Here is an 18,600-nt window from a genome sequence, read left to right as displayed (position 1 = left end):
GGCATGCGGGCGATACCGTGTCCGCCTCACACGGGCGACCCTTGATGACAGAAGGCAAGGAGTTGGCCGTGAACGGAGTTGGTCGTGAAGCGGACTCGTCCGCCGACGCGGACGGACTCAGGACAATCGATGACTGGGTGGCCTTCTACCGGAACGAGTACGGGCTACCGGTGACCGAACGTGGCGGCTTCGTCATGTTACCCGTCAGCGGTCGCGTCTGTGCCGTCCATCTGCCCACCGTCCGCGCCGAAAAGGTCAGGGCGGCACTGGAACAGCAAGGGACGAGGGGTCCCGTGCTGGCCAGGCAGATCCGATGGAGTTTCCTGGCCGAGCCCGATGCCAGGCCGGGCGCTCAGGTACTGGAGGTCCTCGACCGACTCGATATCGGCATACCTGCCATCGGCAGTGCCCTGATGTTGCCGACCGGCCTCGGCCGGTGGACCCGGGAAGGGTGCTTCTGGGTCGACCCGCCAGGTCGAGGCGGCACACTCCCCCCGCTTTCCGCGGTCGTCACGACCGCGCTGGCGGTGGGAGCGGGCGGCGGGGACTGAATGCGTCGCGGTCCCCGCCGCCCACCGAGATCCGGTGCGGATCCGCTCCCCAGTCGACGGGGCGGATCCGCACCGGATTTCCGTCTGTCAGCGGGCCTCCATGGTGGCCATCACATCGGGTGAGATCGGAAAGTTGAGGTAGGAACGCGACGGCGTCGGCCCACGCTGCCCCTGATATTTCGAGCCCGCCGCCGCACTGCCGTAGGGATGTTCGGCCGGACTTGTCAACCGGAACAGACACAACTGCCCGATCTTCATCCCCGGCCACAGGGTGATCGGCAGATTCGCCACATTCGACAACTCCAGCGTGATGTGCCCGCTGAACCCGGGATCGATGAAACCCGCCGTGGAATGGGTGAGCAGCCCGAGCCTGCCGAGACTCGACTTGCCCTCCAGCCTGCCCGCCAGATCGTCGGGCAGCGTGCAGATCTCCAGTGTGGAACCGAGCACGAACTCGCCGGGATGCAGCACGAACGGCTCGCCATCAGCAGGTTCGACCAGGCTGGTCAGCTCGTCCTGGCGCCGCGCCGGATCGATATGGGTGTAGCGCGTGTTGTCGAAGACCCGGAACAGCCGGTCAAGACGCACATCGATGCTCGACGGCTGGATGAGGTTCTCCAGCAGCGGCTCGACCCCGAGACGCCCAGCGGCGATCTCCGCGCGGATGTCACGATCGGATAGCAGCACGCGACGAGCGTAGCGCCCCGCCCGACTGTTGGATCCGCGCGGCCACGTCACCGTCATCGCGACCGATGCGGCGCACCCGAAGGCCTGGCCGGGACGCACAGCCGCGCGCGCTCCGAGACGCCACCGTCGCCCCGCTGTCCGCACCGCCGAGGCGAGCACTCGGCGGCCGAATACGCGCTTCCGCGGCGGCGATACTCGCGTGCGGTGGCGCGCATATCCCGCGCCGCCGCCACTGCGGCCGAACTACTGCCCGCATGGTGCGCCCGAGGTGACTTACGCCTGCGGCACGCTGCCCATCGTCGGCCCGTCCCGAATCGACTGTTTCACCGCGCGCCATCCGGCAACCCAGCAGCAGCACTCGAGTTTCCGGAAACCGCACCTTCATCCTCGGCCACCCGACCTCGATGGCATTCACAGCGAATTGTCAGCATGAACGGGGAGGGTTGAGAGTATGGCCGCGAATCCGAACTCGACACTCAGACGAGGGTCCATACCGAGCCTTGGCGTGATCGCGACACTTCTGGTGGTCTTCGTCGCGGTACTGACCCACGACGTCCTGCGCGACAGCGGACTGGCCCGCATCGACCCGGAGATCTCGAACTGGACGGTGGCCCGCCGCACCGACGCGCTCACCGTGCTCGCGCGCACCGTCACGGTACTCGGCGACACCCTGGTGCTGACCGTCATCACGACGCTGGTGTGCGCGGCCCTGCTGTGGCGCGGTCACCGACGTGACGCCCTGCTCATCGCCCTGACGGGCATCGGCGCGAGCGTGCTCACCTTCACCGGAAAACGCCTCGTCGGCCGCTCCCGCCCGCCCGCCGTCGACCGCCTCGCGTACGAACCCAGCCTGTCCTACCCGTCCGGGCACAGCCTCGGCACCATGGCGGTCATCGGCATCATGGCCGTGACGCTGATCCCGCGCCTGCACCGCACGGCCGCCCGAATCGCGGCCGCCGCCGCGGCGGTGATCTTCGTTGCCGCGGTAGGGCTTTCCCGCATCTACCTCGGGGTGCACTGGCCGACCGACGTGCTCGCGGGATGGTCCATCGGCGCACTGTGGGTGCTGACCTGCGTGAGCGTGTACGCGTACGCGAAACGCCGCTCACGCGCGGACTCCGGCGGACCGGCGGACACCGAGGCATCGGCGGGAGATTCCCCGCCGTCGACGAACACCGATCCGCCGCACCCGGCGCTCACCGAGTCGACCATGAATACGCGAACCGAATGCCCCGAAATCGATGAACCGATTCGCGGGCGAGATTCTCCGACCGGCAGCCGCCGCGATTCGCGCACGGCTTACCGACCGAGAATTCACAAGCATTGAATTCCTGCGCCCCGCGACCTGATGGCCGCGTCAAATAACGCCATGACCAGGCAATATGCCTTCACGGCTATAGACGACTACCCGTCGCCGTCGACCGCCTGCGCCTTGAAGTACCCATCCTCGGCGCCGCTGAATACGGGCCGGAAATGCGCGGCATTGGGATCCACCGCGGTGTACACCTCGGGGGCGACGTTTTCGTGACTGAACAGTCCGGGCACACGCCCGTCTTCCTGACTCATTCGTCGAGCCTCCTCTGATCTGCGGCTGCTAGCCGATATGACGGCGTCCGCACCTTGACCACCGGCCGGGAGCAACCCAGACGCCGATGCTTCCTTCGCATGGTACGACGTCACACCGACATCGCGCCGAATTCGCGCCGCGGACCACCTCGGACCGTCAATGTTTCTTTGTCTTGATCGGCTTCTTCTTCGACTTCGGCTTGTCGTGATCCGGTTCCCACTCGTACCCCGGCTGATTCTGCTCGCAATGCCAGTTCTCCACCAGCACATCCCCCCGATCCAACTCACACCACCGCTGCGACTTCCCACAAGCCGCCACCCCCGGCGCCAGCAACACCGCACCGACCACTAACGCCACCACCCGAACCCGACTCCGCCGCATCCCGATCTCTCCCTCATATCCCGCCCCCGAAGAGGTCGATCAGCGCCGCCGATCAGCGCGCGATCACAGCATTCGACCATCCGCCCGAAAAGTCCAGTCCAGAAGGACCGACCAGCCCGTCTTCTTCGCGCAACCCTCCGACAGTGACCAGACGTAGGTCGACGGCAGCTGTTCGACCACCTCGATCAGCGCGGAAATCTTGCGCACAACAGGCCATCCGCCCGGAATCGATCGAACCCGCGCGGTTGTCGCCCGCGTTGGCTGTGCGCATCCGCCCGCAGCCCGCTGCGGGCGGATAGCGACCTGTTCAACGACGTCGGATTCGCGGTTTCGGCGTTGGAGGACTTCGGCGTCTCGATGCCCGACGGCGAACCGAACGATGTGCAGACCGCCGCCGACGCGTGGGACGAACTGGCCTCCGAACCCGGCATGGCCAACCTACCGATATTGCTCGACCAGAAGGACCGCGCCGGATCCTGCCGCGCCCATCGCGCCGCGATCCTCGCGTTGGCAGCGGGCTTCGGCACCGCCGCCGCCGAAGCGGGCAAGCTCGCGGTGAAGATGAAGCGATATGTCGACCGGGTCCTGGCCGCCGAGCGCGCCGCGAAATTCGTCGACAAGGTCATCGAAACCGGCGAAGATCTCGCCGCCAGAAGCGCCGCACTCCAGCGAATCGCCGACCTCATGGCCCAGCGCACCGCAGATATCGTCAGGGGCGCCCGCAAGAGCCGCGATCAGTGCCAGAGCCGAGGAGTCCGATGAGCAGCATCCCGGAACCCACCCGAATAGAACTCCCCTGAAACCCGCCGCGCCCACGATCACCAGATATCGGTTCTCGGGCATGCCGACGCGGTCGAGGTGTCGATGCCGGTGTGATCAGGTCGAGATCGGCCTCGAGGTTTGCCGAAGGACGGACGCTGGTCGGGATGCAGCCCCATAGCCTCGCGAAAACGCCGATGGGCTCGCACGAACAGGTACCGCTCGTCGTAGAGCGGACGGCACCTCACCCACTGGGCACTCTTCTATGGCGCATCCGGACCACCGGTCCCGGCACTCACAACGCGCATCCCCATGAGAACCCCCTTCCGCTCGATCGCCGATGCTACCCCGACCTCGAGATGTGCTCGCGGCCGAAGGTGGCGACGCCATCCACCGTTCCGCCCAAGACTGCTCTGTAATTTCCGCTCCTTCAACGCTTCCAGATGATCGATACAGCTGTGCTACGGTTCTGCCCGGGCAGCGAGGGGCTGCCTCTTGGGGAGGAAATCAGAGCGCATCCGGCAGTCTCGGTAGTTCACCCACGCTGTCGACGGTTCCACCTGCCATGCGGCTCATGGTCATTCACCGAAACGAGATGAACTGCTCGGGGCACGATGCAGCCCATCCATCTCGCGGTGTCGTTTACTTGAAGGGAAATTCAGTGAAGTTCAAGCGATTTGCCGTCACGGCGCTGCTGGCTGCAGTGAGCACGGCGGTCGTTGCGGGTACCGCTGCAGGAGCACCGACCGACACCCGGCCGGGCAGTGAGCTCTCCGCCGCGGCGATCGAACAAACCCGCGGAACCGAGTCCGGAGTCGACTATGCCGTATCACACTCCACCGACGGAACATACGCGCTCGACGTCGCGGTCCACGGCGGCCGCTTCATACTGAACGATCGCGTGCTGAACATCAGCAACGACTCCGGACAGCTGATCGGACAGGTCCCGCTGACCCTCCGCCTGGCCGATCGAATCGTGTCGTTCACGGCGCGAATCACCGATTCCGATCGCGCGGTCTCCATAACTTCGGCCGGACCGGCGGAAATCGCCGCCGAGCCGCTGACCTCCGAACAGCGGATCTACTGCTGGAATGCCACACTCGGCACATCGATCGGAATGGTCGTCGGAGCGCTGCTCGGATTCCCGCTGCTGATGCCGGGAGTCCTCGCCGGGGCCATCATCGGAGGTCTCGTCGGAGCGGGCATGGCGTTGAACGCCCCCATGCCCGGAATGTCACCCACCGACGACCTGGTGACGAAATACATCCGATGCCAGCAGGGAATGAACCCCTACGGCGGCTGACGCGCAGCGGCAGCTCCCCGATGAACGGTTGACTCGAACAACTGTCGGTAAGCTGCCGCCCGTTCGGTCACGCAGTAGCGAGTGGACACCCAGTCGCAGCTGAACTACAGGTAGCCCTGGATTCGGATCGCGGCTCGAAAGCGCTCCACAGAACCGAAATCAGCTCCGATTCAGCGGAGCTCTTCGGTTCGAATTCAGCGATTTCTTAAGGGAATGAATTCGGATGATATGAGTTGAACATCGTGTCCGCGTACTTGCGTATGCCTCGAACCGAACGCCTAGAACATCGGGCGATTTCAGCTTACGGAAGCCCCGCAGCCTGCCGTAACTCCGGTGCGGCAACCCACCAACTACTTGTGACTCACGAGCCTATGTAGCCTGATAAACTGCACCGCCCGAAACTACCGCCGCCGCAGGCAGTGCCGCTGGTGTCGCAATAGTCACCGTTCTCGTTGGATTCGAAACCGCCGCAGCTGTCGCCGCAGCTGTCACTGTCGCCACCGGCGCGGCTGTCATTGGGTAACCACAGAACTGCAACCCCTGTTCGAGGCCAATCCGACTCAGTTCAACGCCAGTACCGGAGGGTGCAGGGCCAACCACAGCTATGCCCCTGCACCAAAAGGCAATTTGCCAGGTTTCCCAAGGCGAGGCTGGCCAAGAAGATGGGCCGCGCTATAGGCAGCGCTGGGAGGACCACAAGGGGAAATCGTATAAGTGAGATTACCAACACGGGAAGGTCGAGGCGTATGTCAAGAATGGCAATTATCTAGGCGAGTTCGACCCGGCACTGGAGTGAGAACCAAGCCCGCCGACCCTTCGCGTAAGCCAGGCAGATGATGGATGGACCGACTCCGGCCAACACGATCCGAGAACTGGAGAATCAGATTAACTATCTAGAGGTCTATGACAAACAGACAAGATTGCTAGTTGCCGAATATCCGTTGCAAGGTATCGATGTTTCAGACTTGAAGAAGATGCTCGGTATCGACGAAAATGCCGAGATCTATGGATACGACCTGCTTCCAGCACAGGCCAGCAATCTCACTCGGCATATCAACGGGTCCTTCACGACAGACACCTCGTATGAATATCAGGTCGGCTTCTACCGCGAGTGACCCATTCGATCGTCCTTCACTGTCCACCGTGACAGATCGGTGCCCTTGGGGAAGTATTGGCGCAGAGGGCCGTTGGTGTTCTCGTTTGTTCCGCGTTGCCGAGGACTGTGCGGATCGACGAAGAAGACCGGGACACCGGTCTTCGATGTCAACTTCGCGTGGGCCGACAACTCCTTGCCCCGGTCCCAGGTCAGCGACTTGCGCATCGGCACAGGGACGCCCCGTAGCCGCTGAGCGTGACACCGTTCTTGACCGGCGCCGTCTGCCTCCATCCCTGCTCGCGGGGCAGGTGGACGAGCACGGTGAACCGGGTCGACCGGTCGACAAGAGTCCCGATCGCCGAGCGATCGGTGCCGATGATCAAGTCACCCTCCCAATGGTCCGGATTCGCGCGGTCCTCGGCCTCGGCCGGTCGGTTGCCGATCAGTACCCCGGGGGTGATGTGAGCCCATAAGACGCGTTTGGACCGAGCGCGCGGCAGACACATCACGGGCAAGTCAACCAGCAAGGGCGACAGACGGTTCACGAGTCGAACCGCCTGGTCTCCTAGGGCACGCTACGAGGCAGCTGACCCCGACCACGAACCGCTACCACCAGATAATTCGACGGTTCACCCTTCGTCGTTCTAGGAGCATGCGGCTACCGACCCGGTGAATTCACGAGGCTGGTGACTCCCGAGTCTATGCGGCTTGGTGAACCTCGACATCGACTGCGCCGTTCGCGGTGAACCACTCACGGAGATCGGGACCATCCAGTAGGTGTGCCTCATCCGACCCGAGATCAATCGGGCCGATTACCAGACCGCTGGAGCCGGTGACATCACATCCCGCCAGCCGGGCGCGAGACAGCCTCGTTCGCCCGAACACACACTGACGAAAAGATGCTCCACGTAGGTCGGTGCCGGATAGCGTGGCTCGCTGCAGGCGGGAATCGCCGAGATCGGCTCCCCGCAGATCGGACTGGCTGAAATCAGCACGTTGCAGGTCGGCGCCACGCAACGATACCCCGCGCGCTCGGCATCCACGCGCTTGGACCTTCCGCAGGTCAGCCAGGCTGAGATCAGCTTCGACCAGTGTCGCGCCGGTAAGCCAAGCTGTGTACAGATCGGCCCCGACGAGCGGTACCCCGGTCAGAATCGCTTGGCTGAGTTCGGCACCCAAGAGATCGAGCCCGGACAGATCCGCTCCGGTGAAATCCAGTCCATATCCACTGAACAGCGACGAACTGTTCCTATCGGCATCGGGATCTGCGGGCAATACCTTCAGATAATCGACCAAGGCGCGCTGGGCCGCAGGATTCGACGGCCAGCGGCGAACACCACCGAGCGAGCCATCCTGCGCTGAGGTCATGGTCACCAGAGCACCTTTCCTTGCCATTGCGGATTATTGGCAACGACCTGTTTGAGCTGGGCAATGCGAGCGGGGGTCATACCGCTCTGATCGATCATCACGCTCTCGCCGTCGGCGAGGGAGTCCTCGATCATATCGATGAAGTCCTGCTCACTCTGTGGGTTCTGTATCGGCTGGCCCGCGACACTTGCCGGCCGATAGTCGGGAATCACATCCGGTGAGCTCTTGACATCCCACCGCTGCCCGGTCTTCGTGTCGATGAACTCGCCCTGATCCTCGCCGTTGGCTCCGAGTGGGGCTCGTTCGAGAGGCCCGACACGTCCGGCATTCTCCAGTGCGAGTCCGACCTCGGCCTCCCTTTCCGACTGGGGACTCACTTTGCCGTTCTTGGCGGGGTCCGCTGCCAGCTCTTGCACACGCCTGCCGTAGTCACTGGTCCCGGGCGTGTTACTGGAGTTGGCGGGGCCTGCGCTCTCCTCATCGTCGTCGACGATCTTGACCGCCATGGCCGCGATGCCAGCGATCGCGGCGTTGATGCCGTTCTGCGTGAGATCAGGGATGGCAGTGAAGACACCACCGGCGCTTCCAGCGACGACGACTGCTCCGAACAGCGCGAGCACACGACTGGCGGTGACGGTGGTCCGGATGAGTGTGGCCGTCGTGGATACGATCTCGGCGGTGACCAAACCGCCACCGGCGGCCGCCGCAGGCGCGGCCATACCTGCTGTGAAGAAGGCCACGACACCGACCACCGCAACGGTAATGACGATCGCACCAGCGATCTCCTTCGCGGCGTTGGCGACGGCTGCTTCGACATCGTTGCGCATCGTCTCGAGGGCGTCGTGGTGGTCCTTGACCGGCCCCGCCAGCCCTGTCGCCGCTTGGGACAGCAGTTTCGCCGCGTTCTTCAGCGTGCCCAGTTTCTGTTCGATATCGGCGATATTGGGGTCACTGCTGTCGGAGAACTTGACGTTTACTCCGTTGATGCGGTCGGCGGCGCCGGTGATGGTGGCGTTGTCGGCGAAGGTCTTCCACGCATCCTTGGCGATCCCGAGCTTGGTCACGTCCCCGTTGGGGATCCTTCCAACCTGCTCCATGAGACCAGCGATCGAGGTGTCTATTCCCTCACCGTTGTTACCACTGGCGCTGGCAGGCAACGCCATACCCGAGTCGTAGAGAGGTTCGGAAGTTTTCGGGCGGGCAGGTTCCGCGCCAGTGGCGTGAGTACGGTCCGAATGCCACCAGTTGTAGCCGTTGGCCGCCAAGACATCACCGAAACGTTGCAGCGCATTGCACAGTGCTGCGGCCAAGGTGACGATGTCGCGAGCATGCTGGTCATAGCTGGTCGTCCACGGTTGGGACTTTTCGTGGTCCCCGGCCATCCCGCCGCAGTCGTTGACCAGCGCGCGCTGCAAAGGCCCCAACGCCAGCGAAATATCCGTTGCCAATTGCCGGCATTTGTTCGACGCGTCGAAATACATGCCGGAGTCGATGATCCAGGTGTCTCCCACCAGATCAGCCGCTCTGGAGCATCTGCTTGTTGATATCGGCGGCGGTGCGGTACCGCAGGCGCGCTCGATTCGCCGCGTCACTCATGGCCCGGACACCGTCGGTGAACTCGCGCGCACCGGTCGCCCACTGCCGGTGCGCGTCGGAATATGCCTGCGCGGCGACACCTTCCCAGCCGGTACCGGTCAGTGTCGCGACTTTGTCATCGATCTCATCGAGATGGTCCTCGATGAACCCGGCCAGACCGGACAGGCGAGCCACGAGCTGATCCAGGTCAGCGATATCGACGGAGAACTCACTCATGGCAGATCCAGACTGGAACCGCCGAACCCGGACGCGTTGTTCTCGTCACGAACCTCATACGTCTCGGCAGTGACACCGAGTTTCTTCGCCATCTCCGCCAAAGCGGTGATGATCTGATCCCCACCCCCGCGGACATCGGTCCACCCAGCGGTGAACTCCGACGCCAGGGCACCGGTCCAGGTACCGCTGACCACACCATCCACGTCGCGCGCCGCGGAATCCACCGCGGAACGAAGCGCCTCGGACAACTGGTAGACATACCGCCCGACCTCACGAACCCGCTCGGGTACAACCGTGAGATCCTGCCCCGAAAACGAAGCGTCCCCCGTATCGCTCACCTCGGTGATGCTACGGATCCCACTTGTCGATCCGCAATATCGGCCGACCGAACTCACCTGATGCGAACAGCACAGGCCAACGACTTCAGGTCTGGTTCCAGCCTGCTCGCAGCGGATGCGTTGTCGGTTCATGGCCACCAGCCACGTAGATCGTGTGGCGTAGTGCGACGCTGCCCTGTCAGCGCCCGCAAGAGTGATGGTGAACGGGCCGTGGGACACGGGCGCCGCTACCAGACCCGTTCAGGGCCTGGTCTAGCCTCTGAACCTCGGGACTTGCGTCGCATAGCGCCTGGTCTGCTAGGCTGGCGGTCGCGCTCACGCGCGTGCCGATGTAGTTCAATGGCAGAACTTCTGCTTCCCAAGCAGACAGCGCGGGTTCGATTCCCGTCGTCGGCTCCACTCGCGCCCCTGGTCAGGGGCGGTTTCGAGCATCATGCTCACTCCAGATTCCTCGTTGGTGTAGCCAGAGGTGTAGCCGACAGCGCCGCGACCTCTCACGACACTGCCGCGCAGGACGCTCCGGAGCCTCCTCCGGGCCTACCTCGGCCGATCCGCACGACTGCGGATGACATTCGGCTACACCTGCCAGCGCCACAACACTACAGGTCATGTCGTGTTTTTGCCGATTTCTGCACCTGCGAGAAACAGAACTTGTGATGTGATGCACATCACTGAAAATTCTTGTCGTCGTGCCAGAGCGCGCCATTCAGCACCCACCAACCGGCCACCGAATGCAGACCGCCCCACCCTCGCGAGCGAGGACGGGGCGGCTCCACGGGGCGCGCGGGACTACTCGACGTCGTCCAGCGGCTCGGCGAACTGCAAACCCGGCCAGTAGACCACCTGCGCGTCGAAATGGATGTCGATGTGCGCTCCGGCGCGCAGATCGTCGGCCAGCTCGCCGGTTCCGTTCAACCGGTCGTCGACGCGGTCGATGAACTCGCGCAGGGTCGAGATGCGTTGGAACTGGATGCCGAGCGCCACGGTTTCACCGTCCAAGGTCTCGTAGCCGTAGATGTCCTCGATTGCGTGCTGCTGGTGCCACAGCCTTGTGGTGACCGTATGGATGTCGCCGCGCTGGAACTCGGTCTCCGCGAGACGTACAGGAGGCTCTACATTCTCAAGCCCCGGCCAGTGGTAGGTCCACACGCCGTCGCGCTCGTCGTAGTCGGACCCGACGGCGAGCGCGTCGCACAGCGCGGTGCTGTGGCCGTTGATCCGGAGATCGAGGCGACGCGCCCACTCCATGAACGCGTACGTCGAACTCGCGGTGACCGCGAGGCCGACCTTCTGACCCTCCAGCGTCTCGTAGTCGTAGTGGACGGAGATTCCGTGCTGCCGCGACATCACCTGTTCGGCTGCCGCGTTGATGTCGAGACGGCTGAGTTTCGTGTCGGCGAGGATGCGCGCGGCGTTCTGGACTCTGGACATGGTTGGTTCCTTTCAGGGGTGGAGATGGCGGAGGCTCCGGGCGGCTTGGCGACCGCCCGGAATCCGAGTGCTACTGCGCCGAGTGGGATTCGTCGATCGAGCCGGGCGGCACGGCCAGGACGACGAGGGTCTGAACCTCGGCCCGATCCAGGCCCGACGCGACGAAGGTGCAAGCGCCGTCAATCTGGGCGTAGCCGAACCAATTCGGCCGGTGGTCGACCTGGACCACGTAGCCGACTTCGATTCGCCCGTCGCCGTCCGGTTCTGCGACGCCGCCGAGGATTTGAAGCAGGGCCGACCGGCCGCGATGGCAGATCTCGCAGCGTTCACATCGTGGGATCAGGTCGTCGAGTACGCCGAGCAGGCCACCGATGCGGCCGACTGGAAGATGCTGGTCGCGCTGATCGACAAACACGGGGTCGACAAACTGCGGGCCGCGCTGGGCAGCGTCGTCGACGAGCGCGACGCCGAGGTGCTGGTGGTCACCGCGCATAAGAGCAAGGGCCGCGAGTGGGGACGGGTGCGGCTCGCCGAAGACCTCGCCGAGCATCTGGAGAAGGCCCGGAACGCTGTCGCAGAGGCGAAGTTGGGAGTCGATCCGCAGCGGTTGCACCGCGCCCGCCGCCATCTCGCCGACGAATTGATGCTCTCGTACGTGGCGGTCACCCGCGCTCAGGACACCTTGAATCCGGGGCTTGTAGTATGCGCCGACAGTCGCGAATCCGCGCCCGCCGCGTAGCGGGTCATCCCCGCCCGATGAGCACGAAGAGGAACCAGCCATGACCCTAGAACTCGACATGTGGACGGCGCAGCAGTGCGCCGACTACGTCGGCGTCAAGCTCAACACCTGGCACGGATACGTCTCGCGCCCGGCGCTGAATAACCCTGCGCCGCAACCCAAAGACAGGGTCGGCGACACGCCACTGTGGGACATCGACGAAGTGAAGGAGTGGCAGGCTACCCGGCCTGGCCCAGGGAACCGCGAGCCCAAGAAGCGCGGACCGCGCAAGAAGTAATCAGGCCGCCGCCACGGCCACACCCGAGAGGAACCAACCAGTGAAGTTGTTCACCCCTGCCCGGATCGCGGTCGCAGGCACAATTCTTATCGCCGCTCTGTCGTTCGATCTGTCGTTCGCGGCGCTGACCGACCTCGCCGCGCGCAGCGGTGTCAGGCACGCCGCTGCGTGGCCGTTGATCGTCGACGGGCTGATCGTCGTCGCCACCGTCGCCGTCGTCGCCCTGCGCGGCTCCGCGTACGGCTGGTTCCTCCTCGCCGTCGGCGCGCTGGTATCGGTCGCGGGCAACGTCACTCACGCCGTGCTCCCGCCCGGTCCGGTGTCGTCGGAGGTAGCCGCAGCGGTTGCCTTGGTTCCCCCAGTCGCCCTACTCGCCGTCACGCACCTAACGGTGCTGCTCGCACGGGCTGCGATGACCGTCGACGACCAGACGCCCGAGCCCGTCGCCGCAGAGTCGCCGTCCGCCGATCCCGAGCAGGACATGTTCCGCGCCGTGGAGCAGGTTCACATCGACCAGGCCACGCCGCAGCCGTCGCTCCCCGCCGCAGCCGTCGTGCCGCGCCCTGCCGCCCCGCTGCTGCCCGCCGCGCCCTCGGACCGCCCTGCACCCGCAGCTCCGCCAGCGCCCCAACAGGCCACCGCAGCGGCCCAGCAGACGCCCGCGGAGTCGACTGTGCCGCGCCGCGCCGCTGCCGAAGAACTGATCCGCACTACCGAGCTGTCGAACTACGCGATTGCCGCGCGCGTCGGCGCGTCGGAGCCGTCTGTGCGGCGGTGGCGCAACCAGCTCGCCACGACGTAGCCGATCCAGATACGACGAAAACCGCCCCGCTGCCGAAGAATTCGGAGCGGGGCGGTTGTCTATATGTCGCGGATGTTGAAGTCGTCGAGTGCTGGCGACCAGTTCTGCGTACCGACGACGTTCGAGTCCGACGTCAGGTATGCGCCGCCGAGACGCCGAGACGAACTCGGCAGGTACAGCGCGCCCGTGTCGTTCCACGTCGCGACAGTGGTGTTCGCGCCGTCCGGGTTCTTCACCAGCGTGTACAGGGAGCCCTCAGCCTTGAACCCTGCGACGTCGTTCGCCGCGAACGTGCTCGTCGACGTCGACACCCGACGCACCGACGTGCCCCCGATGAACGTCCAGATGCCCGTAGCCGCCGAATCCGTGGTCAGCATCGCGACGACCATGTTCTGAAAATCGACGGACGCCCGCAGAATCAGGCCGGAGTAGAGGCCGTTGACGGCACTCGCGAGCGTGGCTCGAACCATGTGGTTGTCCGAAACCGCTGGCGCCGCTGAAAAAAGAGCGGCCGACTGGTTCCGGGTATTCGATACCGTGGTCGGAGCATTCCGCAGCCGGTTGGCGTTGATGACCGGCACGATGCCCGCCGACGAGATACCGAGCGTCACCCAGTTCGAGCCGAGTGACGCACGGTTGAAGTCGTCCGACGCGTTCTGCGCCGCCGACCAGATCAGTACGTCGCCCGCGTAGACGCGTCCCATCGCGTCGTCGCCCGCGTAGAACCGCGTCGGGGTTGCGTCGCCTATGCGATACGCCATCGGCTCACCCCACGATTCCGTACCACGTCGACGAGGGACGTCCAGCGCCCAACGCGTCGTAGGCTGCCTGCGTCACCTTGACCAGCGTCACGACGCTGCCGTCACTGCCGACCTTCACGTCAACGTCCTGTTTGCGTGCCGCGTGCCCTGACGCCGACGGAGCGGGCACGGTCGGGGGGACGGAAAACGTCTTTGCGCCTGTGATCGTTTCGGTGCCTGCGAGATGGACAACCGCCGTATCCGTGGCCTTCGCCGCCAGTGCCGACGCGTTCGCCGCCTGGGCGCGCGCGTCGGTGTAGTAGCGGTTGGTCGAGCCCTCCGGTACCGCGTCGGTGCTGCCCGGTGACGGACTGATCTCGACGTACGCACTACCGGACCATCGGTAGATTCGTCCGGTGTCCAACGCGACGTATATCTGCCCCGTCGCGCCCGACGCGGGAAGCGACGCCAGCGACGCATATTCGAGTACGTCGTCGACGTAGCTGGGCAGGTGCGTCGACGGGATCAAGCCTGATGCGTCGAGCGGTGCGTAACCGTTCGCGACACCACGCGCGGCGGTGGTCTGTCTCGCGTCCAGCGCGGCGACGAGGCCGACGATATCGGCGAGAGCGTGCGAGTGGACAGCCGCGGCTTTCGCTGCGAGACCGGGCACGGTGACCGCGTCCCACGTGCCGCCGAGGTCGCCCGAGATTTTGACGCCGCCCTTCGCGGACGTGGTCGCGTTCGGGAGCCCGGCCGCGACCACGTCGACCGCCTCCGCAGCAGATGCCGCAGCGGCCGACGCGGACGCCGCAGCCGCAGCCGCCGACGCGGCGACCGACGCCCCGGCCGCGACTGCCAAATCACGCGCGACGCCCGCAGCGGCAGCCGCCAACCAGGCTTGCGAGACGACGGCCGGAGGCTGAACCTCGAACTGAGTGAACAGCGGTGTCAACTGCACGGGATCGTCGGAATCCGGGATGACGATGTCGCGCGGCGGACTCCAACCGCCGAACCTCAGCATCACCCGCGCGGGACCGGGGTCGAGGTCGGGTGAGGTCAGGTCTCCGTCGACAACCGGAACGACCACACGATCCGACGTCGTCGAGCCGATGCCGTCGGTGTCGGGGCCGACGTCGGGCCTCCAGAATTCGACGAATCCGTTCACCGGTCCGTCTGCGAGGTCCGCGAAATGGTCTGTGAGAACTGTCATTTGGGCACCTCAGTGTTCCGTCAGCCGAGGACGAGCCACGGGATGACAGCGTTGGTCTGGATATTCGAGGCGAGGATGGTCGCGGGGACGGTGTCGGACGCAGCGACCCAGCCGTAGATGTTGCGCGGGTACACCCCGGACGGCTGGTCTGGACGGGCCGATTTCAGGCAGGCCAGAGGCCGGTTCGCGTAGGCGGGATTCGGCGAAATCTGATGGACGCCGACCGCGTATACCTCGCCCTTCAGCGCGCCGATTGTGGGCATCGTGACGCGGAACTGGGTTCCGGCCGCAGCGATCGAGGACTTGATATCGCCGCTCGACCACAGTTTCGTCAGGTTCCCGTTCAGCAGACTCATCTTGAACAGGAACATCTCGAAGGACTGCGGCGCGAGACCCCATGAGGTAGCGCCCGTTATACAGCCGATCGTCGAATAGTTGCGGTCGCGGGTCGCCCGGATGTGGCCCAGCTCGAGCACCCGCGTGGCCGGAACATAGTCCGGGTAGATGGATTCGGTACCTGCGCCGCCGTCGGTGTCGTTGGTCCACATGACCAGCGCCGACAGTGGAAAGGTCGGGTCGTCATTGGCATTGATGTTCACCCACAGGGGCACGTCGGTGGGGACGTCGGCGTAGCTCGGTTTCGAGTTCGCGGTGGACTGTGCGGCTGTGGCGGTGGATTGCGCGGCGGTCGCGGTCGCCTGTGCTGTCGTTGCTACAGCGGTGGTTGAGGCGAGCGTGCCGAGCCCGGACCGCGCCGAGAATCCGGCGAGACCGAACGAGTACTGAGGGATCAGTCCGACGATGCGGGTCTCCTGCGAGAAGCCGACGGTGCGGTGTGACGCGTCGACCGGATATCCGGATGTGTCGGGGTATCGCTCGATCACTGCGCGATTGACGATCACCTGATAGGTCGTTCCGTCGGCGACCAGTTCGACGGTGTCGGCCTCGCTGACACCGGTCGGGATCACTCGCCAGTCGGTGTGTGTCCATGTCGTCCCCGACCGGGTACCGCGCCCGAGGTACATGACGTCTCGGAACACGTTGAGGTACACGAATTCGGTCAGGTCCGCGTTCGCGCGCACGTACAGCGACGTTTTCGCGGCGGCTGCGATGCCGTGCGGGTTGACGATCGCGGCGACCGAGTGATTGTTGTCGGTCATGACCGCAGGACAGATCGCGTACCGGACACCGGTCGCGATGCCGAGCCCGTTGAGGCGGGCCGCGTTGTCCTCGATCCCTAGCGGCTGACCCGCGCCGCCCTGTATCCAACCGTTCTCCAGAGTCGCCGAGTCCGGGCGGTTGAACTTGTCGGAGAACGACGCCCCGGTGCTGATGCGGGTTTCCAGGTCGGCGATGGCAGCGCCGTGCGCGGAGGAGATGCCGAGCATCGACCGCAGCCAACCTTGCAGTGCGCCAACGAAATCGGCCTTTACCTCGGGTGGTCTGATGAGTCGCTGCATCGGCTATACCTCGTCGGCGATGTCGGCGGGCGGCTCCGGGATCGGTTCGCCGTCGGCGCGGGCAGAGCCCCACGCGCGGAGACGGCGGATGTAATCGAGGGCGGCTCGGTAGCGGATGCGCAGTGCGTCGATGGCGGTGCGGAGGTCGCGGACTTCGCGGCGCAGATCCTCGACGTCGTCGCGCAGGGGCTTCACGATGACCTCGAAGTCGGCGCGCTGCGCGTCGAGCATCGTTTTCAGTCGCGCGTCGGCGGCAGCCTCTTTCGCGTGGGCCGCAGTGGTTTCCGCTGTCCGCGACTCGGCGGCGGTCTTGGTTCGGGCTGCGTGCCAGAGTCCGGCCGCGCCCGCGATCATGCCGAGGAAACCGAGGATGTCTTTCAGGTACGGGGTGATGGCGTTCACCGGCGACCTCCTGCGGGTAGGGGCACACGCCAGCGGCCACCCGAGAGCGTCGGGTGGCCGCTGGCGGTGCTGGGATCAGTTGCCGGTCAGGCGGGTTCGGCAAGCAGCCAGGGTGCGAAGCGCCGCAGGAGTTCGTTGACGACCGGCAGTGCCATGACGCGAGTGATCGCGGCAGCCACGGCCAGGAACATGCCGACCACTCCGGTGGTGGGGATGCCGCTGGTGGCGATGACGACCGGCAGCACGACCAGGATGGCCAGGGCTGCCTGGAAAACAGTGCGAGCGGTCGCGCGCCAGGGGTAGGCGGTCTGCGAGGGGGTCGGGACGAGGGAGTGTTCACCCATAGCGGGCCTCAACTTTCTGTGTGGTGCTTCGCCATACGGGTGGCGTAGCGGTGATTGATTTCGGCTGGCGCTCAGGCGGCGCGGACGAGCGCCGCGAGGATGCGGTCGAGCTTCGTGCCGACTTCGTCGAGCCGGGTGTCGACGGTCCTGCGCCACTGCTCCAGCTCGAACAGCTTCTTGTCGCCCTCGAGCACGTATCCGACGAGGCTGTCGCGGAAGTCGGATTGATGGCCGTCGACGCGGGCGCGGGACTGGAATCGGTATCCGAGTTCCTTGGTGACGAGGTTGTAGAGTTCGTTCTGCTTGTCTTCGGACAGAGCCATGAGGAAACCTCCTGTTTTATGGTCGATTTGGGCTTGGACGTCGTCGCGGAACCGGACCATGTCCAGCGCTCCGGGGTCCCACTTGCCTTGCTTGCGTCCCGCCCATTCCTTGTGAGCGATGACACGATCGGCCGCGTAGCCGAGGCGGCGGACGATCGCGGCGCACACCTTCACGTACGCCCAGTACTGCGCGTTGCTCCAGCCTTCGGTGCCGTTGTTGGCGGCCTCGATGCCGATCGTGTGCCAGTTGGCGTTGTCCTCCGGCAAGCCGGGATACTCGCCCATACCGGCGTGCCAGGCGACGCCGACACCGCACAGGGTCACGGTGCCGTCCTGGGCAAGGTGAATCTGCGACAGCAGCCCTTGCAGCGCGGGTACGCCGTACATGATTTCGGTTGCGGGCGTGCGTGATCCGCCAGTGTGGTGGCAGATCACACCCCAGATGTTCCGAAAATCGCCCTCCCCGCGTTCGCGCCATCCGGGCGCTTCGATGACGGTCAGACCCTCGTCGCGCAGTACGACGTCGAGCCAAACCGGGTCTCCGTACCAGCCCACAGCGGTACCTCCCTTTGACGGTGTGGAAGCGGCCGGGTCGAGCGCGTACGCAAGCCAGGACGCCGGATCTATTGGTTGACCGCCGACGCGGCCGGGTGCGGTCCACACCTCGAAATGACAATGAGGACCGGTGGATTCGCCGTCGGAGCCGACGAGGGCGATCAGTTGACCGGCGCGCACGCGGTCGCCGGGTTTGACCAATAGGTCGCGGGCCTCCATGTGCCCGTAGATCAGGTCGACGTCGTTCTCAGCCTGCGAGTCGACCCATATCCAGTTGCCGAATCCGTCGGCGGGACCGGCTGCGACGACTGTGCCGTTGGTGGCTGAGTAGATCGGGGTGTCGTGCGGAGCAGCGAAGTCCAGCCCGTTGTGCTGGGTACCCCATCGCGGGCCGAAACCTGAACTGAGCGTGTATGTTCCGGACCGCAGCGGCGTGTAAATAACAGCCATTC

General features: G+C 65.0%; 23 protein-coding genes, 1 tRNA gene and 2 pseudogenes. 10 read left to right on the top strand and 16 right to left on the bottom strand.

Annotated elements, in window-relative coordinates; all coding sequences use genetic code 11:
- Positions 1–68: 68 nt before the first annotated feature.
- Positions 69–551, top strand: coding sequence for a hypothetical protein (locus IT779_RS21435; protein WP_232541930.1), 483 nt, complete (start codon positions 69–71; stop codon positions 549–551).
- 87 nt (positions 552–638) lie between these two features.
- On the opposite strand, the gene dcd is transcribed toward IT779_RS21435, so the two are convergent.
- Positions 639–1,238: a dCTP deaminase gene (gene dcd, locus IT779_RS21430; RefSeq protein WP_196151140.1), complete on the bottom strand. Its 600-nt coding sequence runs from the start codon at positions 1,236–1,238 to the stop codon at positions 639–641.
- Between the two features lie 505 nt (positions 1,239–1,743).
- On the opposite strand from dcd, the gene IT779_RS21425 reads away from it, so the two are divergent.
- Positions 1,744–2,565, top strand: coding sequence for a phosphatase PAP2 family protein (locus IT779_RS21425; protein WP_196151139.1), 822 nt, complete (start codon positions 1,744–1,746; stop codon positions 2,563–2,565).
- Positions 2,566–2,642: 77 nt separating this feature from the next.
- Here IT779_RS21425 and IT779_RS21420 read toward each other — a convergent pair whose 3' ends face one another.
- From IT779_RS21420 to IT779_RS21410, 3 genes are all read right to left on the bottom strand, one after another.
- The gene (locus IT779_RS21420) at positions 2,643–2,804 is read right to left on the bottom strand and encodes a hypothetical protein (protein ID WP_196151138.1); all 162 of its coding nucleotides are present in this window, start codon (positions 2,802–2,804) and stop codon (positions 2,643–2,645) included.
- Positions 2,805–2,961: 157 nt separating this feature from the next.
- Positions 2,962–3,162 carry a hypothetical protein gene (locus IT779_RS21415; RefSeq protein ID WP_232541968.1) on the bottom strand — a complete coding sequence of 67 codons (201 nt, stop codon included), beginning with the start codon at positions 3,160–3,162 and terminating at the stop codon, positions 2,962–2,964.
- Positions 3,163–3,249: 87 nt separating this feature from the next.
- Positions 3,250–3,393, bottom strand: coding sequence for a hypothetical protein (locus IT779_RS21410; protein WP_196151136.1), 144 nt, complete (start codon positions 3,391–3,393; stop codon positions 3,250–3,252).
- Between the two features lie 129 nt (positions 3,394–3,522).
- Between IT779_RS21410 and IT779_RS21405 the strand changes: the two genes are divergently transcribed.
- The 4 genes and pseudogenes from IT779_RS21405 (at position 3,523) to IT779_RS21395 (ending at position 6,363) form a co-directional block, all read left to right on the top strand.
- Complete coding sequence (locus IT779_RS21405) at positions 3,523–3,948, top strand: hypothetical protein (RefSeq protein WP_196151135.1); 426 nt, start codon at positions 3,523–3,525, stop codon at positions 3,946–3,948.
- Positions 3,949–4,606: 658 nt separating this feature from the next.
- A complete protein-coding gene (locus IT779_RS21400; RefSeq protein ID WP_196151134.1) occupies positions 4,607–5,248 on the top strand; it encodes a hypothetical protein in 642 nt (213 codons plus the stop codon).
- A gap of 724 nt (positions 5,249–5,972) precedes the next feature.
- Positions 5,973–6,044: pseudogene (locus IT779_RS39100) on the top strand (colicin E3/pyocin S6 family cytotoxin); the annotation flags it as partial.
- A 37-nt stretch (positions 6,045–6,081) separates the two neighbouring features.
- Positions 6,082–6,363, top strand: a complete 282-nt coding sequence (locus IT779_RS21395) for a DUF7683 domain-containing protein (RefSeq protein ID WP_196151133.1) — start codon at positions 6,082–6,084, stop codon at positions 6,361–6,363.
- Positions 6,364–6,374: 11 nt separating this feature from the next.
- Here IT779_RS21395 and IT779_RS21390 read toward each other — a convergent pair.
- The 5 genes and pseudogenes from IT779_RS21390 to IT779_RS21370 form a co-directional block, all read right to left on the bottom strand.
- Positions 6,375–6,841, bottom strand: a pseudogene (locus IT779_RS21390) (IS30 family transposase); the annotation flags it as partial.
- A 202-nt stretch (positions 6,842–7,043) separates the two neighbouring features.
- Complete coding sequence (locus IT779_RS21385; RefSeq protein WP_232541963.1) at positions 7,044–7,712, bottom strand: pentapeptide repeat-containing protein; 669 nt, start codon at positions 7,710–7,712, stop codon at positions 7,044–7,046.
- 2 nt (positions 7,713–7,714) lie between these two features.
- Positions 7,715–9,223, bottom strand: coding sequence for a hypothetical protein (locus IT779_RS21380; RefSeq protein ID WP_196151131.1), 1,509 nt, complete (start codon positions 9,221–9,223; stop codon positions 7,715–7,717).
- Positions 9,224–9,227: 4 nt separating this feature from the next.
- Positions 9,228–9,524 (bottom strand): WXG100 family type VII secretion target, encoded by a 297-nt coding sequence (locus tag IT779_RS21375; protein WP_196151130.1) that lies wholly within the window; start codon positions 9,522–9,524, stop codon positions 9,228–9,230.
- Entirely contained in the window at positions 9,521–9,994 is a 474-nt protein-coding gene (locus IT779_RS21370; RefSeq protein ID WP_196151208.1) for an ESX-1 secretion-associated protein, read from the bottom strand. The genes IT779_RS21375 and IT779_RS21370 overlap by 4 nt, the downstream gene beginning before the upstream one ends.
- 193 nt (positions 9,995–10,187) lie before the next feature.
- Here IT779_RS21370 and IT779_RS21365 point away from each other — a divergent pair.
- Positions 10,188–10,261 (top strand) — tRNA-Gly (locus tag IT779_RS21365).
- Positions 10,262–10,651: 390 nt separating this feature from the next.
- Here the strand turns inward: IT779_RS21365 and IT779_RS21360 are convergent.
- Positions 10,652–11,293 carry a hypothetical protein gene (locus IT779_RS21360; RefSeq protein WP_196151129.1) on the bottom strand — a complete coding sequence of 214 codons (642 nt, stop codon included), beginning with the start codon at positions 11,291–11,293 and terminating at the stop codon, positions 10,652–10,654.
- A gap of 82 nt (positions 11,294–11,375) precedes the next feature.
- On the opposite strand from IT779_RS21360, the gene IT779_RS21355 reads away from it, so the two are divergent.
- The 3 genes from IT779_RS21355 to IT779_RS37215 are packed head-to-tail and all read left to right on the top strand — an operon-like array spanning position 11,376 to position 13,111.
- The gene (locus tag IT779_RS21355) at positions 11,376–12,032 is read left to right on the top strand and encodes a P-loop NTPase family protein (RefSeq protein WP_196151128.1); all 657 of its coding nucleotides are present in this window, start codon (positions 11,376–11,378) and stop codon (positions 12,030–12,032) included.
- 40 nt (positions 12,033–12,072) lie between these two features.
- Positions 12,073–12,309 (top strand): hypothetical protein, encoded by a 237-nt coding sequence (locus IT779_RS21350; protein ID WP_196151127.1) that lies wholly within the window; start codon positions 12,073–12,075, stop codon positions 12,307–12,309.
- Between the two features lie 40 nt (positions 12,310–12,349).
- Positions 12,350–13,111: a DUF2637 domain-containing protein gene (locus tag IT779_RS37215; protein WP_332838894.1), complete on the top strand. Its 762-nt coding sequence runs from the start codon at positions 12,350–12,352 to the stop codon at positions 13,109–13,111.
- Positions 13,112–13,170: 59 nt separating this feature from the next.
- On the opposite strand, the gene IT779_RS21340 is transcribed toward IT779_RS37215, so the two are convergent.
- From IT779_RS21340 to IT779_RS37900, 6 genes are all read right to left on the bottom strand, one after another.
- The gene (locus IT779_RS21340) at positions 13,171–13,815 is read right to left on the bottom strand and encodes a hypothetical protein (RefSeq protein WP_196151126.1); all 645 of its coding nucleotides are present in this window, start codon (positions 13,813–13,815) and stop codon (positions 13,171–13,173) included.
- A 61-nt stretch (positions 13,816–13,876) separates the two neighbouring features.
- Complete coding sequence (locus IT779_RS21335) at positions 13,877–15,064, bottom strand: hypothetical protein (protein WP_196151125.1); 1,188 nt, start codon at positions 15,062–15,064, stop codon at positions 13,877–13,879.
- A 20-nt stretch (positions 15,065–15,084) separates the two neighbouring features.
- Complete coding sequence (locus IT779_RS21330; protein WP_196151124.1) at positions 15,085–16,524, bottom strand: hypothetical protein; 1,440 nt, start codon at positions 16,522–16,524, stop codon at positions 15,085–15,087.
- Positions 16,525–16,527: 3 nt separating this feature from the next.
- Positions 16,528–16,926 (bottom strand): hypothetical protein, encoded by a 399-nt coding sequence (locus tag IT779_RS21325; RefSeq protein ID WP_196151123.1) that lies wholly within the window; start codon positions 16,924–16,926, stop codon positions 16,528–16,530.
- 86 nt (positions 16,927–17,012) lie between these two features.
- Positions 17,013–17,270, bottom strand: a complete 258-nt coding sequence (locus IT779_RS21320) for a hypothetical protein (protein ID WP_196151122.1) — start codon at positions 17,268–17,270, stop codon at positions 17,013–17,015.
- Between the two features lie 71 nt (positions 17,271–17,341).
- Positions 17,342–18,598: a peptidoglycan DD-metalloendopeptidase family protein gene (locus IT779_RS37900; protein ID WP_232541928.1), complete on the bottom strand. Its 1,257-nt coding sequence runs from the start codon at positions 18,596–18,598 to the stop codon at positions 17,342–17,344.
- Positions 18,599–18,600 lie beyond the last annotated feature (2 nt).

The organism is Nocardia bovistercoris, from assembly GCF_015674855.1.
GTDB classification, from domain to species: Bacteria; Actinomycetota; Actinomycetes; order Mycobacteriales; family Mycobacteriaceae; genus Nocardia; species Nocardia bovistercoris.
The sequence above is the reverse complement of the archived record's forward strand: the minus strand, read 5'-3'. Positions and strand labels throughout refer to the sequence as shown.